At 55.7% G+C, this 17,160-nt stretch carries 12 protein-coding genes; 7 read left to right on the top strand and 5 right to left on the bottom strand.

Annotation, left to right across the window (positions count from 1 at the left end; translation table 11 throughout):
• The first annotated feature begins 15 nt into the window (after positions 1–15).
• The 6 genes from rfbH to QWI20_RS15180 are packed head-to-tail and all read left to right on the top strand — an operon-like array spanning position 16 to position 7,606.
• Complete coding sequence (gene rfbH, locus QWI20_RS15205) at positions 16–1,329, top strand: lipopolysaccharide biosynthesis protein RfbH (RefSeq protein WP_369306198.1); 1,314 nt, start codon at positions 16–18, stop codon at positions 1,327–1,329.
• A 3-nt stretch (positions 1,330–1,332) separates the two neighbouring features.
• Positions 1,333–3,048 carry a thiamine pyrophosphate-binding protein gene (locus QWI20_RS15200; RefSeq protein WP_369306197.1) on the top strand — a complete coding sequence of 572 codons (1,716 nt, stop codon included), beginning with the start codon at positions 1,333–1,335 and terminating at the stop codon, positions 3,046–3,048.
• A complete protein-coding gene (locus QWI20_RS15195; protein WP_369306196.1) occupies positions 3,045–3,980 on the top strand; it encodes an NAD-dependent epimerase/dehydratase family protein in 936 nt (311 codons plus the stop codon). Before QWI20_RS15200 ends, QWI20_RS15195 begins: the two co-directional genes overlap by 4 nt.
• Positions 3,967–4,371: a GtrA family protein gene (locus QWI20_RS15190; RefSeq protein WP_282367273.1), complete on the top strand. Its 405-nt coding sequence runs from the start codon at positions 3,967–3,969 to the stop codon at positions 4,369–4,371. The genes QWI20_RS15195 and QWI20_RS15190 overlap by 14 nt, the downstream gene beginning before the upstream one ends.
• Positions 4,364–5,296, top strand: coding sequence for a glycosyltransferase family 2 protein (locus QWI20_RS15185; RefSeq protein WP_369306195.1), 933 nt, complete (start codon positions 4,364–4,366; stop codon positions 5,294–5,296). The genes QWI20_RS15190 and QWI20_RS15185 overlap by 8 nt, the downstream gene beginning before the upstream one ends.
• A gap of 18 nt (positions 5,297–5,314) precedes the next feature.
• Entirely contained in the window at positions 5,315–7,606 is a 2,292-nt protein-coding gene (locus tag QWI20_RS15180) for a sugar translocase (protein ID WP_369306194.1), read from the top strand.
• Positions 7,607–7,742: 136 nt separating this feature from the next.
• On the opposite strand, the gene QWI20_RS15175 is transcribed toward QWI20_RS15180, so the two are convergent.
• From QWI20_RS15175 to QWI20_RS15155, 5 genes are all read right to left on the bottom strand, one after another.
• The gene (locus tag QWI20_RS15175; RefSeq protein ID WP_369306289.1) at positions 7,743–10,226 is read right to left on the bottom strand and encodes a glycosyltransferase family 4 protein; all 2,484 of its coding nucleotides are present in this window, start codon (positions 10,224–10,226) and stop codon (positions 7,743–7,745) included.
• The gene (locus QWI20_RS15170) at positions 10,226–11,794 is read right to left on the bottom strand and encodes a methyltransferase domain-containing protein (protein ID WP_369306193.1); all 1,569 of its coding nucleotides are present in this window, start codon (positions 11,792–11,794) and stop codon (positions 10,226–10,228) included. Before QWI20_RS15170 ends, QWI20_RS15175 begins: the two co-directional genes overlap by 1 nt.
• Positions 11,794–13,005: an ABC transporter ATP-binding protein gene (locus QWI20_RS15165; protein WP_369306192.1), complete on the bottom strand. Its 1,212-nt coding sequence runs from the start codon at positions 13,003–13,005 to the stop codon at positions 11,794–11,796. The genes QWI20_RS15170 and QWI20_RS15165 overlap by 1 nt, the downstream gene beginning before the upstream one ends.
• A complete protein-coding gene (locus tag QWI20_RS15160) occupies positions 13,002–13,796 on the bottom strand; it encodes an ABC transporter permease (RefSeq protein ID WP_346627694.1) in 795 nt (264 codons plus the stop codon). Before QWI20_RS15160 ends, QWI20_RS15165 begins: the two co-directional genes overlap by 4 nt.
• Positions 13,797–14,141: 345 nt before the next feature.
• Positions 14,142–15,584: a mannose-1-phosphate guanylyltransferase/mannose-6-phosphate isomerase gene (locus tag QWI20_RS15155; RefSeq protein WP_369306191.1), complete on the bottom strand. Its 1,443-nt coding sequence runs from the start codon at positions 15,582–15,584 to the stop codon at positions 14,142–14,144.
• Positions 15,585–16,004: 420 nt separating this feature from the next.
• Here QWI20_RS15155 and QWI20_RS15150 point away from each other — a divergent pair, with 420 nt between their 5' ends.
• The gene (locus tag QWI20_RS15150) at positions 16,005–17,120 is read left to right on the top strand and encodes a hypothetical protein (protein WP_369306190.1); all 1,116 of its coding nucleotides are present in this window, start codon (positions 16,005–16,007) and stop codon (positions 17,118–17,120) included.
• Positions 17,121–17,160: the final 40 nt, after the last annotated feature.

Raw genomic sequence — 17,160 nt, 5'->3', positions numbered from 1 at the left:
TGAGCAGGAAATACTATGACCCCCGATATGCTCCGTCAGGAAATCAGCCAGCTCGTTGAGCGCTACGCCCAGACTGCCTTGGCGGCCAAACCTTTTGTCGGGGGCGAAACCGTCATCCCTCCGTCGGGCAAGGTAATCGGCGCGCGTGAACTGCAGCTGATGGTTGAGGCTTCGCTAGACGGCTGGCTGACCACTGGTCGCTTCAACGCTGAGTTCGAGAAGAAACTCGCTGCGTTCCTTGGCGTGAACTACTTGCTGACCGTGAACTCCGGTTCTTCGGCCAATCTGGTTGCGTTCAGCACCCTCACTTCACCGAAACTGGGCGATCGCGCAATCAAAAAGGGCGACGAAGTCATTGGCGTTGCGGCGGGTTTCCCGACCACCGTCAACCCGATCGTTCAGTTCGGCGCGATTCCTGTTTTCGTCGACGTGGAAATGAACACCCACAACATCAATGCAGACTTGATCGAAGCGGCCATCACCCCGAAGACCAAGGCCATCATGCTCGCTCACACCTTGGGCAACCCGTTCAATCTGGGCAAGGTGAAGGCGCTATGCGAAAAGTACAACCTGTGGCTGGTCGAAGATTGCTGTGACGCGCTGGGTGCGACTTACGACGGCAAGATGGTCGGCACTTTTGGCGACATCGGCACACTCAGCTTCTACCCGGCCCACCACATCACCATGGGCGAAGGCGGGGCGGTGTTCACCAACGACGCTCAATTGCGAATGATCGCTGAATCGTTCCGTGACTGGGGCCGCGATTGCTACTGCGCGCCAGGCTGCGATGACACGTGCGGCAACCGTTTCGGGCAGCAATTCGGCAGCCTGCCACAAGGTTACGATCACAAGTACGTGTACGCCCACCTGGGCTACAACCTGAAGATTACCGACATGCAGGCTGCGTGCGGCCTGGCCCAACTCGACCGCGCCCCGGAGTTCATCGCAACCCGCAAGCGCAACTTCCAGCTGCTGAAAGAGCGTTTGTCCAGCCTGAGCGACTTCCTGGAAATCGCCGAGCCTACGCCTAACAGTGATCCTTCCTGGTTCGGCTTCCCGGTCACTCTCAAAGAGACTGCCGGCGTCAAGCGTGTAGACCTGTTGAAGTTCCTCGATCAGAACAAGATCGGCACTCGTTTGCTGTTCGCAGGCAACTTGACCCGTCAGCCTTACTTCCATGGCGTTGAGCACCGCGTCGTGGGCGAACTGACCAATACCGACCGCACCATGAACCAGACCTTCTGGCTGGGCGTGCAACCGTCGCTGGGTCAGGAGCAGTTCGACTACGTTGGTGAAAAACTGGAAGAGTTCTTCGGGATCGGTTTCTAACTTATGAAAGCATCGGATGCAGTAGCCAAGGTTCTGGCGGACGCTCAAGTCCTATACGGTTTCGAGCTCATCGGTGGAATGATTGCCCACCTGGTGGACAGTATCAACTTGCTCGGCAAGACCAAGTTGGTTTCCATGCACCATGAGCAAGGCGCCGCCTTCGCTGCATCCGCCGTCGCGCGCGCGACGAGTCACAAAGTGATGGGCGTGGCACTGGGCACAAGCGGCCCGGGCGCCACTAACCTGATCACCGGAATTGCCGACTGCTGGTTGGACAGCCATCCGTGCCTGTTCCTGACCGGCCAAGTCAACACCCATGAGCAGAAGGGCGATCGGGCTATTCGCCAACAGGGTTTTCAGGAGCTCGACAGCGTTGCCTTGGTGAGCAGCATCACCAAGTACGCTCACCAGGTTACCCATGTTGACGAACTGATTCCTTGTCTGCTCAAAGCGATCACCATCGCCCGCGAAGGCCGACCAGGGCCCGTGCTTCTGGACATTCCCATGGACGTCCAGCGGGCCGAAGTCGACGACGCCGTGCTTGATGAATTGCTGAGCGCCTGGGCCCGCGAGTCGGACCGAGCGCCTGCGCAGAAAGCCTCTCATGAAGACGTCTGGGCATTGTTGGAGAAAGCTCAGAAGCCGCTGTTCCTGATCGGTGGCGGCGCTGTGAACACGCCCGGGTTCGGCCAGTGGTTGAGCGAGGTCCGCAGGCTGGGCATCCCTCACGTTGCGAGCCTGAAGGGCGCCGAGAAGGTGCCCGCCAGCGAGCACTACATCGGGATGCTGGGTGCTTACGGGACGAGGGCGGCCAACTACGCCGTGCAGCATTGCGACCTGCTGATTGTTCTCGGCAGCCGCATGGACGTACGCCAAACCGGCGCCAAGCCCGAAACCTTCGCCCAAAACGCGCACATAGTGCAGTTCGACCTGGACGCCGCTCAGCTGGATAACAGGGTAAAGGCGCAGCAGTCGATCCACGCCGACCTTGAAGGGGTGTTCGCCTCCTTCATTGCTAGAGCTCCGATGCTGCCATCCGCGCCGCCGTACTGGCATGCAAGTTTGGCGCAGGTATTTGAGCAATCGTTCAAGGACGAGTACACCGACTTGGGTTTCAGCCCTTTCGCTCTGTTCGGTGCCCTCAACGAATTGACCGAAGGCCGCGCGCTCGATTACGTGGCCGATGTAGGCAATAACCAGATGTGGGCCGCGCACACGTTGCGCCTGAACTCCGAACAAGCCATGCATCACTCCGGCGGTCTGGGCACGATGGGCTTTGCCATTCCGGCGGCCGTGGGTGCCTGCATCGCCGGGCACAAGCCAGTTGTGGTGATTACCGGTGACGGCGGGGCCCAGCTGAATATCCAGGAGCTGGACATCATTGCCCGTGAGCGGCTGCCTATCCTGACGGTGGTGCTGAACAACCACTCGTTGGGCATGGTACGCGGCTTTCAGGAAATGTATTTCGAGGGGCGTAACTCCTCGACGTACTGGGATGGCTATACCTCGCAGTTCAAAGCCCTGGGCGAAGCCTACGGCATTGATTCGCGCAGCGTGATCGACCTGGAGACGTTCAAGTCTGCGGTCGTGGAGTTTCTGGCGGCAGGTAAGCCGATGCTTATCGAAGTATTAATGCCAGACGCCCGCGAATGCCGACCGCGCCTTGAGTTCGGCCGTCCTATCCACGAGCAGTCGCCGTTGCTGGACCTGGGTCAATGAAGGTTGCCATTCTTGGAGCCAGCAGTCATATCGCCAAGGACCTGATAGCCAGTATCGCTCAAGCCACAGCGTACAAATGCAGCCTGTTTGTGCGTACGCCGGCGACACTGAACGCAGAACTTCAAGCGATCGCGGCACGTGAGGGCTTTCCGGTTCTCGACTACGCCGCTTTCGGTGACAGCTGCGAATTTGATGCGATCATCAACTTCGTTGGCGTAGGCGATCCGGCCCGTGCCGTAGAGATGGGCCAGGCGATTTTCAGCGTCACGGAGCAGTACGACCATCTGGCCTTGTCCTACTTGCGTAGTCACCCTGCCTGCAAATACATCTACCTGAGCAGCGGCGCCGCCTATGGCACCAACTTCTCAGCGCCAATCACTGACGAATCGGCGGCCGTGTTTCCCATCAACGCGCTGCAGCCACAGCACTGGTACGGGGCGGCCAAGTTTCAGGCTGAATGTCGCCACCGAGCGTTGCCAGAGGCGGCCATCACCGATGTGCGAGTCTTCAGCTACTTCAGCCATCGCCAGTCGTGCGAGGCGCGGTTCTTCCTGAGTGACATCCTGAGGTCCCTGCACACGGGCGCGGTGCTGGAAGTTGCTCCCGATGACATGCTTCGCGATTACCTCACACCTGCCGACTTCATGCAGTTGATCGACCGGGTATTGCAGACGCCTCCCGGTAACGCTGCAGTGGACTGTTACAGCCTTGCGCCCGTGGGGAAGTTTGAATTGCTGGCAGCGGTCAGCGATGAGTTTGGCCTCAAGTTCACGGTTGCCGGTGAACAGGCTCGGGTGAATGCTACCGGGCCCAAGGCCCATTACTATTCGCACAATCGCAGGGCTGAGCAATTGTTCGGCTATGTGCCCGGCGACTCATCGCTAAGCGGTGTATTGCGTGAGATCAGGCAGGCGCTGCATGCAAGAGACTGAAAAAACGTGGCCACGGGTTCGCGCCCTTCTTCAAATTAAACTGGTCCGGTTTGCGTTGGTAGGGATGTTGAACGCGGCGTTCGGCTATGGCTGTTTTGCCGGCTTTCTCTATCTTGGCCTTCATTACAGCCTGGCGCTGCTGCTCGCCACCATTCTGGGCGTATTGTTCAACTTCAAGAGCACTGGCGCCCTGGTGTTTGGTTCGAACAACAACAAACTCATCTTTCGTTTCGTGGCCGGCTATGCCGTTGTCTACGCTGCCAACGTGGCCGGGATTGCAGGGCTGAAGTTGCTGGGCGTAAACCCCTATTTAGCCGGCATCGCGCTAATCGTGCCCATGGCTTTACTCTCATTCGTCATTAATAACAGGTATGTTTTCAATTATGCGTAAGCTCATCAGCATAGTGACCCCTTGCTACAACGAAGAAGCCAATATTGATGAGCTGTACCAGCGCATCGGCGAGGTGATGTCCCGCCTTGACTACGATTACGAACATATCTTCATTGATAACTGCTCGACCGACAGCAGCATCGTCAAGTTGCGCGCGCTGGCTGCGCAGGACAGTCGCGTAAAACTGATCCTGAACGCCCGAAACTTCGGTCACATTCGCTCGCCCTATCACGCTCTGCTCCAGGCTCGGGGCGACGCTGCGGTACTGATTGCCTCTGACCTGCAAGATCCGCCTGAGATGATCGAAGAGTTCGTCAAGAAGTGGGAGGAGGGTTTCAAGACCGTGATGGCAGTGAAGCCTGAGAGCGAAGAGTCGCGCTTGATGTTCATCGCTCGCCGCGCTTACTACCGCTTCGTCACCCGCATCTCAGAAGTCCCGTTGGTGCAGAACGCAACAGGTGCAGGTCTTTTCGACCGGGCCGTTCTGGACATACTTAAAAAGATTGATGATCCGTACCCGTACTTCCGTGGCCTGCTGTGTGAAATCGGCTTCCCGATTGCCACCGTGCCGTTCAAGCAACCACGACGCATGCGCGGCATCACCAGCAACAACTTCTATACCTTGTATGACATTGCCATGCTGGGTATCACCAACCATTCGAAAGTGCCTTTGCGTCTGATGGTGATGGGGGGAGCCTTGCTTGCAGGGTTAAGCCTGTTGGCAGCGTTTGGTTTCCTGATCGCCAAGCTGGTGTTCTGGAACTCCTTTCAGATGGGTATCGCTCCGTTGCTCATTTCGCTGTTCTTTTTCAGCTCGGTGCAGATTTTGTTCTTGGGAATGCTCGGGGAGTATCTAGGTTCAGTTCACACTAAGATCCGCAACATGCCGCTGGTCGTCGAACTCGAGCGCGTAAATTTTGATTAACTGTCCGAGCCTAATACTTTGAAGCCTTTGATCAAACCCAGCCTGTATCGCCCTGCCGATGTGAATGTTTTTCGAACGTGGCAGATGACCGTTGCCTCTGAGTGGAAGCTGATACTCATCGGTGCGGTCGTGACGTTCTTCCTTGCCAGCATTCTCATGAGCGGGTTGCGTGACGGTTTGACGCCGGACTTAACGCGACCTTTTGGGTACAAGGGCGACGGTTTGTTCCACGCCTGGATGGCGCAACGAGTCGCGGAAGGCTGGTTATTCGATAACCTCAGAAGTGGTTATCCGTTCGGCTCCAACTTCCTTGATTTTCCGGGTTCGGACGGTGCCGACCATTTACTGATCAAGGTATTCTCGCTGATTAGCGGGGGGTGGCCGGGTGGAGTAAAGCTGTTCTATCTGCTTGGATTCCCTTCTTGTTTCGTCGCAACTTACGTGACCGCTCGGGCTTTCGGCCTGAGTAGCAGTTTTGCTGTGACAGCCAGCGTGCTGTATACATTTGCGCCCTTCCACTTTCTGCGGTTGCAGCATCTTTTTTACACCTGGTATTTAGTGGCACCGGTGTTTTTCTACTTGGCGTTGGACATCTATCAGACCCAGAATCCTCCGCATCCGTTGGGGCTCAGACCGACGCTGCGTAGAATCGTGGTGGCGGCCGCAGGCATGCTCGTTCTCGCCTCATTCGGCGTTTATTACGCCCTGTTTGGGATAATCATTCTTGCATCGGCCGGTGTGATGAGTGCTCTGACATCGCGCAATTCCCACGGCGCGACAAAAGCTGCACTGCTCATTGCTGCGACCGTCTTTGGTGTAGCCGTTAATATCGCGCCCAACGTGATTGGGACGTTCAAAGATGGCCCTAATCCAGAAGTCGCTCAGCGTTCGCCGGGCGAGTCGGAGCTCTATGGGCTGAAGATGATGCAGTTGTTGATGCCCCGGACAGACCACCGAGTTGCGAAATTAGGCGAGGGGGCTCAGCTCTATAACCAGATAACCCCGCTGATCAACGAGAATTCCACTTCATCGCTCGGTGTGATCGGTGCTGTCGGCTTCATGATGGCGTTGCTGTACCTGATCTTCGCTCCGGCCCGAACTGAATCCAGCCACAGGCTGCGCCTATTGGCGGTCACGACATTTGTGTTGTTCCTGTTTGCGACGGTGGGAGGCTTGGGCTCCTTGTTCGCCATGGTGGTCTCGCCCTCCATACGTGGATGGAACAGAGACAGTATTTTCATAGCGTGCGGCGCGTTGTTGTTCTTCTTCATTTCGCTCCAGCTTTTGCTACAGAAAAGAGCGCCTTTGTTTTCCAAGTACTCGATGCCTATTGCGATCGTTCTGCTGCTGGCAGGGCTGTACGACCAGACGGCTCCACCTTGCAAGGACTGCAATACCACTAATGATGCAGCGTTCGATAGCGACAGAGACTTTGTTCACTCTGTCGAACAAGCGCTTCCTGCGGGTGGTGCGGTCTATCAGCTGCCTTATATAGGCTTTCCTGAAGTGCCAGTGATGCATCGTCTGATCAACTATCAGATGATGACCGGCGTGCTGCATTCGACGGCGCTTCACTGGAGCTTTGGTGGCATGAAAGGTCGGCCGGGTGATTTGTTCTACCGTGCTCTGGCCCAAGAGCCTATGGAGCGCCAGATTGAGGTGATCCGCAGACTTGGCTTTGATGGTATTTACATCGACCGCCGTGGGTATGCTGATAACGCTGAGGCGCTCATTCAGGAATTATCGCAGTTGCTAAAGCAGCCTCCACTGCTTCAGAGCGGCGACAAAGAACTGGTTTTATTTAAGCTGGATAACAGCGCGCATCCAGATCTGGCAGGCCTTTCTGCAAATCAGATCGGGAGGGTGGCCGGCTACTACGTTGACGCTCTTGGGCCGCGTTACAAAGCCGACCTGGCCAGCGGCATAGACTTTACCCGAGGCGGCTTCCCCGACTTCATCAGCGATGCCCAGGGTCTGTCGGCTTTGGAGCCGTGGGGGCGATGGTCCTCCCAGCAGGCGTCCTTCACATTTACCGATCCCCTGCCGCAGAAATTTACTCTCGTGCTGACGGCCCAGCTCTACGGTGCCAAGGGGCAAGAGCGGACCCTCGTCAAAATTGGCAATCGTGAATACGACATCCGGCTGACCGCAGGTGTCTCGCAAGTCAGTCTTGACGTTGATCTCGCAGGCGTAAGCGCCGACAGCATAACGTTCGTGCCGCCGAATCCTGTTTCGCCCAAGCAGTTCTCTGGAAGCGCGGACAATCGGGTGCTTGGGATAGGCTTCGTGTCGATGCGGATCATTCCGTGACACAAGGTCAACGCTGGCGTCCTTAATAGGACGCCTCAGGGCCATCTCTTCAAGCTCAGTGGTGCGGCTCTTCAGCTGCACCTCAGGCTGCATGACAGGCTGGTGGCGTTCCTTGCCACCTTTGGCCGGTCCAGTATCAGGCGATCAGCACTTGCTTCAACTGCTCAGCACTTTGTTTCCACGTCAGCCACGGCATTGAATCCGATGACGGGTGATGCCCGGTTTCCCTTTGCGTCAGCCAGGTAGTAATTGAGTCTGCAAGTGCCTGAGGCTCCAGGCCGCTGAAGTAGAACGCATGCAAGCCGGCCACTTCCCGAAAAACCGGGATGTCACGAATGATCATCGGGACTTTGTGCTGCGCTGCTTCAATGAGCGGCAAGCCAAACCCTTCACCCTCGGATGCCGCGATCAGGCACGAGCACGTTGAATACACCTGCTCTAGATATTCGTCACTGATACCTTCCAGCCAGAACAGCTTTTTGTGCATCTGCGGGTGGGTTTCCAGTCGAGCAACAAGCTCATCCACCAGCCAACCGCGCTTGCCCACAATAACCAGATTGATCTCATGGCCTTGCTCCCACAGCAGCTCAAATGCCGAGAGTGTCTGTGCATGCCCTTTGCGAGGCTCGATGGTGCTGACCATGAGGAAGGAAGGATGCTGCGAGATCAGATCTAGCGTCTGGGCCGCCTCATCAGGCATCCCTCCGCTTGGCAAACTGTTATCGATGTCGGCACCAAGGTGGAAGCTTTCAATAACGGGGCCGCTGTCGATTCGGCCCGGAGGGTTCTCCGCGAGCCAGCTACGCAGTTCTACCGCTACCGCCTCAGAGATACAGATCAGTCTGTCCCCGACAAGGCAGATTTTCTCAAGCCAGTTTCTGAAAAAATCAGGGTTCGGCGCATGCCACCAGTCTGGGCGGTGAATCAATAGCAAGTCGTAAACCAGGTAGTTGATCTGCACACCCACGTTCTGCATGTGGGTGTGTAATGGCAGTAGCTGACTGGCGAGGTGCATATTCAGATCAAGGGATAAGTAGATATCCCCTTGAGTGACATCGATAAGCGAATCTATGGAGACCACTTGGTCGGATGTCACCGCTGAAGTGAATTTCTCTGCGTAGTAGTAGGAGCCTTCCTGATAGTAAATCGGACGCACGTCGTAGCCGGCAGGTGCGGAGTTCAAGAACTCGTGCAGCAAGCTTCGCACGACCCGCTGAATGCCGGACTTGGCATCCGAATGCACAATGCTGGAGACATCCAGCAGCAGTTGGTTTCCCTCACTGCCTTTGAAGTTATAGGCAATGCTTTTCGCGACCCTTTGCATCGCCTCGTCAGACTCCGGAGCAGCGTCAATAGCGACCAGCTCAACAATCAGCGAGTGCTTGTCGATACAGGAGGAGGCCACCGGAGACCTTAGGCCAAGGGACTCGATAGCCGCGATCGCTTTGGTTGCCGACGCGTCCCACGAGAAACGTTTTGACTGCTCAAGAGCGTTCTCAAGCAGGCGCTCGCGGAATGAGTAGTCCTGAAGGCCTTGTTCGATCTTTTCGGCGATGGAGCTGATCGAGAAGGGATCGAACAGCGCTTCTTCCATCCCGATGACTTCAGGGACGCTGCTGCAATTGGACCCGATGACGGCGGCACCGCACGCCATGGCTTCCAGCACTGGCAGGCCGAAGCCCTCGTGGGTCGACGGGAAAACAAAAAGCGTCGCCATCGAGTACAGGGCAACGAGCTCGTCATCCTCGACATACCCAGTCAGTACCAGTTGGTTGTCCTGAAGGTTGAAGGTCTGTGCGTATTGCTCGAGTTCGGCGCGCTGCGGCGGATGAAGTTTGCTGGCAATCACGAGCTGGTGAGAGAACTTCAACTCAGGCGAGAGCGTGCTGTACGCTTCTATCAGCCGGGCAAAGTTCTTCCTTGGATCAAAGCCGCCTGGCGCAAACAGAATGTATTTGCCGGTGATTCCTACCCGCCCAAACAACAGCGCAGAAGCAGCAGCATCAAGCTGCGTCGGCGTGAACTGGTCTCCAATGGCCGCAGAAATATTCGCAATCTTGCCTTCAGGTATCGAGAGGTGCTCGGCGCCTTCATTGCTGGACGAATTGGAGATCGCCAGCAGCATGTCAGCATTTTTGAGCCACTGGATTTTTCTGAAGTAATAGTCACGCAATGCCGGATTCGGCAAATAGACGTCCGGATCCAGCAATGGGATCAGGTCATAGAAAATGACCGCCGTTTTGTGCCGGGTCTCACAGGCGCCGATAGACGTAACAGCGCCAGCCCAAGGTCCTTCGAAAACGCTGCTTACCAAGACGACGTCCGGCTCCAGTGCATCAAGAAAGCGCTCGCGGAGGACTTCCGATGCGTGAGCCGTCCAGGGGCCCGGCGCTCGGTCATCGGGCACGTCGAAAATACGAATGCGGTTGGCGGGAATCAGCGGAGCGAAGGCCGCTTTGATGCTGGCGATACTCTCTGTCAGCTTCCCGTTCAGAGCGATCCAGATCTCATGATCCTGCGCGAGTTTGGCAATTGCCAGGCTCAGAGAAAGCGAATATCTACCTATTCCACGAAACCGGCTCTCGGATTGCGCGCCTTGCAGGTCTATTACTATTCGCATCACTTACTTTCCTTGCGCTCAAAAGCCTGTTTGAGCTCCATATAAATTTCGGCCTCCCGCAAACTAAGAGATGAGGCGTTGGCAGGCGTGGACTGGCTTGTGGCAACGGGTGCTACCGAGTGAACAGACAGCGCCCAGAGTTTCGCCCGCAATGATGCGGGTAAAAATTTGATGCCGGTCCGCGCATAAGGCTTGAGAAACGGGCGGGCCGAGACAAAGCTGATTGCCTTCAGGGCCAGCGCTCTCTTCCTGCTTGCTTTTCGAGCAACTGGTTCAGTGCGTGATACGAAACTGGAGAGTCTTCTGAGCGGCTGCGTAATTTTCCACGAGGTGCTCTGCACAACCGCGTTCAAATTGGCAGCCATGCTGTGCCTGTCCGAGGCGATACTGTCCAGTTGGGCCTGGAGCTGATGCATGTTGGCATGCAGGTGGTGTGTGCCATCCTCAAGGTTCTGCATGACAGATCGCAGATCCTGAATCACGGCCTCAAGTTCAGCGTGCTTGGCCTTAAGCTTTTTGTTTTCATCGCTGACGGTGAGGTGTTCATCAACCAGCGCGAAGTTTTGCTGCTCCAAAGCTTCATTTCGTGAAGTCAGCAGACCATTGTGATACTCCAGATAGCCATTCTTGTACTTCGCGTCACCTAGTTCCGCTGTTATTTCCGAGATGGTTTCCAGAACTTTTTCAGTGGTTGATGATAGTTCCGCCATTTGTGTCCCTACTTCCTGGAATCTTTGTTCAATATTCGTATCTGCCAGGAATTTCTCGGTAGTCGACGACAGTTCCGCCATCTGCGTCCCAACAGCCTGAAATCGCTGTTCAATACTTTGATCGTAACGGGCAGCCAACTCGCCAGGGGTTATCCCGAAGGTCTGGGCAAAGGGTTCGTCAAAAAGCGACATTACGGAATCAGCCGCTTTTTTCTGCGCGACAATTGCGTAATCAGGGCTGGAGCTGCCGAGCGCTGTGATCAGGTCAATCGACGTGGCAGGGTCATGCAGGCGGGCTTCTTCCTGGAGGCGCAGCAGCTTGCTTCGTTCAAAACCGGAGAACTCGGTCAGGAAGGACAGTAACAAGTGCGGAATCGGTCGCTCGTGGGTCGGATCCATATAGAAACCGTTGGATCCGACAAAAAGGTTTTCTGCGTTAGGCGTCTCAAGAATCAATAGCCCCCCGGGCTTCAGCACCCGCAGCGCCTCGCTGACCAGCTCTTGCAACGCCGGAAATGGAATGTGCTCCACCAGATGAAATGCGCTGATGACCGACACACTCTCGGCAGCACGCGCTTTAAGCGCGCCTACGGCATCACCCAGATCGGCCGGCAGGCCGCGCGTTCGGCAACCTTCAAGCATGCCCTCATCCAGGTCTACGCCACGCGCAGCGAACCCGGCGCCGATGACCATCTCAAGCCATTCACCCCGACCGCAGCCGAGGTCAATAGCAACTGGCCCGTTTTCCAGTTGGAGAAACGGTTCAAGAAACGGCATGTAGGCCAGGAGACGTTCGAGGATCAGTTCCCTAGAGCCACGATGACGATCCTCAAAGGCCCTGTAAAAACGAGCAACCATCAATCACACTCCACGGTAGGAGGTATCCATGCCATACCGATAAATTTATGTTCTGAAATGTTCACAACGTTGAACACCAACGCCAAGTCCCGCCATTCAAAGTTTTCAGCAATGTGCGTATCGGAGGAGTGGAGGGCGACTGCAACTGAGTACGATCCAATCCCAAGATTTGCCGTAAAGCTAAACTTGTACGAGAGACGGGTGCCTGCTTTGACAGCGTGCAGCTTGCACTCAAGATGATGGGTGTTAGTCCCGAACACATCCTGGCCCAGCCGGTCCTTGATCACGTACCCCACTACTAACTCAGGGAGGTCGACGTTGGCCTGTACGTTGATCGTCAGGCAAACTTCAGCGCCGACGCCGACGTATTCAACCGGAGCGCCCCGCTCGTACAGCGTCACGCTTTCTATGGACGCTTCGCCTGTGCCAGATCGCGTCTGCACGCCTTTCCCTTCAAGGGAAACCACTTCGACGGTGCTGTTTTCTTTCTGAGCGATAATTGCGTTGTAGTAGTCCATTACCTGTTCGGGAGGACCGTCTTTGATGACCGTGCCGTTGTCGATCAGGATGGCGCGGTTACACAGCGCCTGGATCGAGGCTCGATCGTGGGACACGATCAATAGCGTCGTTCCCGCTTGTTGAAATTCTTTGATGCGGCTGAAGCTTTTGTGCTGGAAATAACTGTCGCCAACCGACAGGGCTTCATCGACGATCAGAATGTCGGGGCGGAACGCAGTGGCGACTGCGAACGCGACTCGCATCTGCATCCCGCTGGAGTAAGTCCTGACAGGCTCATTGAAATACTCACCGATCTCGGCAAATGCTTCGATGTCCTCGATAACCTCATCGATCTGGGGGGTGTTGAAGCCCATGAGACCGGCTGCATGGTAGACGTTCTGGCGCCCTGTCAGCTCCGGACTGAAACCCATCCCAAGTTCAAGAATGGCGGCAATCCGACCGTTGACATGGATCTTGCCCTCCGTCGGGCGGAGTGTGCCGGTGATCATTTTCAGAAGCGTCGACTTGCCCGCCCCGTTCTGACCCACGATACCGATTGCTTCCCCTGCCTCGATAGAAAAGTCGATATGGCGCAGCACCCAGTGCTCATGGCTGGGTTTGACAGGCAGATAAAACCAGTTCGCGAAGCGTTGCCATTCTGATGTGTACGTGCGGTAGGCCTTACCCACATGGCTGATGGATAGCAGGGTCATAGTGAGTCCACCATTTCAGGAGCGGCGCGTCGGAACAGAAACAGTCCCAGGACCAGCAAAGCTGCGGAGAGGCCAATCGCCATGCCGAGGTGAGCGAGGTTAGGCGCAACCTGATAAACCAGTACGTCGTGGTAGGCCGTGACCACTGGGAACATGGGGTTAAACTCCAGCGCTCCCCGCATGTTTTCTGGAATGATGTTCAGCGAGTAAACGATAGGCGTGAACCAGAACCAGACTTGCAGCACGATCGGCACTACCTGCCCGATGTCCCGGACAAAGACGTTAAGCACGCCCAGCACCAGGCCAAGGCCGACTGCCAGGGCGGTGACAGTCAACGTCAACGGAATCAACCAGAGCATCTGAAGGGTGGGCATATGACCCAGCAGCGCGAATACGATGAAAACGGCGACGAACAGCAGCAGGTTATTGAGCAGGCACGAACCTACGACGATCACCGGCAGCGCAATCCTCGGGAAGCGCATCTTCTTCATCAAATTGCCTTGCTCGATGAATACAGTCAGGCATCGCCCCACAATCTCGGCGAACAGGTTCCATGCCAGGATGCCCGCCATCAGGTAGAGGGCGTACGCATATTTGTTGTCAATGCCCGGCAGCTTGGCGGCGAGGACGTTGGACAGAATGAGGGCGTAGATCGCGACTTGGGAGAGGGGGTGGATGATCATCCAAAGCCCGCCTAGTTTGCTCCTTGCAAAGCGTGCGATGAACTCATTGCGGATGGATGTGATGATGAAGCTTCGGTATTCCCAAAGCCCTTGCAACATACCGTACATTCTAAAACCTCAATGACCTGTTCTGTAACGCCTGAGTTGTGCGAAATCGGTGGGGCGTCCTGGCTCATGAACCGCTTGCGATCTTATGCTGTGCATAAAACCTTGCCGCAGATGATCGGCTCCCCTCCACCAGCGCCTGATGACGGCATGGGTGCCGGCACCATACCAGAAGCGGCGGATCGCCGCCCGCACGGAGGCAGCTTGCTTCGAGCAAACGGGGGTTGATCATGAGGGTGCAGAATCGAGGGTAGAGGCGCCCGAATGATCCATGCGCTTTTACCGGCTGCGGAGACGCCCGAGGCGACCCCGCAACCAGGCCCGCAGACGCGGGCGAAAGGCTACGCTTCAGCTACCGGCCCGACCGTACACGTCTTCAAAGCGCACGATATCGTCCTCGCCCAGATAATCACCGCTCTGGACTTCAATCAGCACCAGGTCGATCACGCCCGGGTTGGTGAGGCGATGCTGATGCCCTGCACGAATAAAGGTCGATTCATTGGTGTTCAGCATCAGCTCCTGATCATCGTTGACCACGACCGCCATGCCGCTCACCACAATCCAGTGTTCACTGCGGTGATGGTGCATCTGCAGGGACAGAGACGCTTTCGGCTTTACCACGATGCGCTTGATCTTGAAACGCTCACCGTTCTCGAGCGTGGTGTACGTGCCCCACGGACGATGCACCGTCTGGTGCAGTTGGTGAAGCGTGTGCCCGGATTTTTTCAGCTGAGTGACGATGTGTTTCACGTCCTGAGCATGATCCTTGTGCGCGATCAGCAGTGCGTCTGCGGTATCAATCACAAGCAGATCTTCAACGCCAACCAGCGCGGTGAGACGCTCTTCGCTGTGGACGTAGTTGTTGCGAGCGCCGTGAGAAAGCACTTCACCTTCACAGCGATTGCCGTGGTCGTCCTGAGGGGTCAACTCGCTCACTGCGTTCCACGAGCCGATGTCGCTCCAGCCAATGTCGCAAGGGACAGTGGCGACGCGATCAGAGCGTTCCATCAGGGCGTAGTCGATGGAGATATCCGGCACCTTGGCGAACGAGTCCGCGTCCAGTGCCAGGCAGTGGTAGCCCGCCGACTGGGTCAAGCGAGAGCTTGCAATCGACTCGACTGCCGCGTCCAGAACGTCAGGTGCGTGTTTGGCGAACTCTTCGAGCACGGTGCCCACTTTGAAGCAGAACATGCCCGAGTTCCAAAAGTAGTTGCCGGCGGCAACGTACGTCTCGGCCGTCTTGAGGTCCGGCTTTTCAACGAAGCGGGAGACCTTCAAGCCGCCTGCCTCGCCTGCGGAGCCACCGGCCTCGATATAGCCGAAGCCTGTCTCGGGATATTGCGGCTGAATGCCAAAAGTGACCAACCAGCCCTTTTCGGAAAGGCGCACCGCGTTTTCAACTGCCGCCGCGAAAGCGCGCTCATCCTGGATCAGGTGATCAGCGGCCAGGACCAGCATGTGGGCGTCAGCGCCATTGAGTTCTTTGATCTGCAGTGCCGCCATCGCAACGGCAGCCGCGGTGTTGCGGCCGAATGGCTCAAGAATGAACGCCTGAGCCAGCTCGGCCTTGTTAACGGTCCGGTATTCGTCTTCGGTTTTGAAGAGCAGCTCACGATTCGTGACGGTGAGGATTTGCGAAACGCCTTCCAGTGCCGCGGCCCGAAGGAACGTCTTCTGGATCAAATTCTGGCCGTCGGGAAGCGTCATGAACGGCTTCGGATGGGCCTCGCGGGACACGGGCCACAACCGGCTGCCGACGCCGCCTGACAAAATTACGGGTATTAAATCCATTTCTGGCTATCCTCACTCATACAAAATGCTGTCAGACGGAATATGCCGCTCGGGGAAGTCATCCAGCTCTCAGATCCATCATACAAACGCTAACGAGTGAAGAGGGTGCAGGTTGAGGGAAGCCAGGACGAGGTGAAGGAGCGGCTACGGTCGCAAGATTACCAGAGAACGGGATTCCGCCCAAAGCCAAGGTTATCGTGCAAAGGCGTCTTTTCAGCGTGCGGCCTTGCGGCTGACGACTCCCATGTCCGAATTGGTACTAATGCGGTCGGACGTCCATGGGATCAGCAGTGCGACGTAGCACACCACATTCACGTTTGGCCTACAGCTTCACGGATGGACCTGAGTTGTGCTCTACTGAGGATCGAAGACGACGTCACTATGTCGTCAGATTTGAATTAGGCGCAGACGGTTCATCTGATGCAATGTCATGAAGAAAGTGTTGTTAAGAACCTAATTGCAGACGAGGTAGGCTTCAGGATCGTTCACTACAGCCACGCGGAAAAGTCGAAGAAACTTATCATCACGTTTGATGCGCACGGGCATGATCTTCGTGACGCTGGGTTTGCTACGGATGTCTGTATTGAAGCGGGCTTCGATCATATCTTCGTATCCCATCTTCAGCACAGTCAGTATCAACTTTTAAGCCTTGACGCGTTTAAAGGTTTTGTTGAGCCCTTGCTCGAAGGTTATGAGGTCTATACCTATGGCTCAAGTTTGGGAGGTTATTGCGCAATCTATTATGCTGGTGGGATTGATGCTCGAGCAATTGCGCTAAGTCCAAGGAACTCGGCTCATCCATCGATAAATGATGAGTTCTTTGCACATGTTACGTTTGCTCATTCAGATATTGCCGAGACAAAGCGATCTAGGTTTGCGCCCATTGTTGTCTTCGATCCAATGCAATCCGTAGATCGCGAATTTATTCATCGTTATATCGTGCCGGCTTATCCGGACGTTCGCCTGCAGGAAATGAATTACGCAGGTCACTTGATCGCAGAGGCATTGCTAGAAGTTGGCCTGTTGAAAGAGTTTTTTCTCAACATCGTTAATCACGACGTCTTGATGTCAGTGGACTTTAGTCAATACGAAAGTTCCTACTGGTGTGCGGAAATTGCGTACGAGGAAATAAAATACGAAAACCCCATGCTGGCGGCCTCTTATTTGTTGAGGTCGCTTCGCATCAGACATGATCCCGCCCATCTTGACGCGCTTATGAACCTAGTAAGAGAAGAGAGCTTGCCATCTTCATTTTTAAGTGGCGTTCTTGATCCCTATGTGGATGCGATCAGGCAGAGCGGGATGTTTGATGAGAACTGGTATCTCGCATTTTACGAAGACGTTGCGAGTGACCCGGCTTTTTCACAGGACCCGCTGGCTCACTATCTGTTGCATGGCGGATACGAGGGTCGAAATCCTTGCGCGGATTTTAATTCGGCCGCTTATTTAAATGCTTTCCAAGATGTTCGCGACTCCGGCATAAACCCTCTTCTGCACTACATCCTTTATGGAAAGGCCGAGGACAGAACCTTTTAATCGTTCAGGCTTCGTCCATCAGTCCATCGTAGCGCGAGAC

The organism is Pseudomonas sp. W2-17 (assembly GCF_041060445.1).
GTDB lineage: Bacteria > Pseudomonadota > Gammaproteobacteria > Pseudomonadales > Pseudomonadaceae > Aquipseudomonas.
The sequence above is the reverse complement of the archived record's forward strand: the minus strand, read 5'-3'. Positions and strand labels throughout refer to the sequence as shown.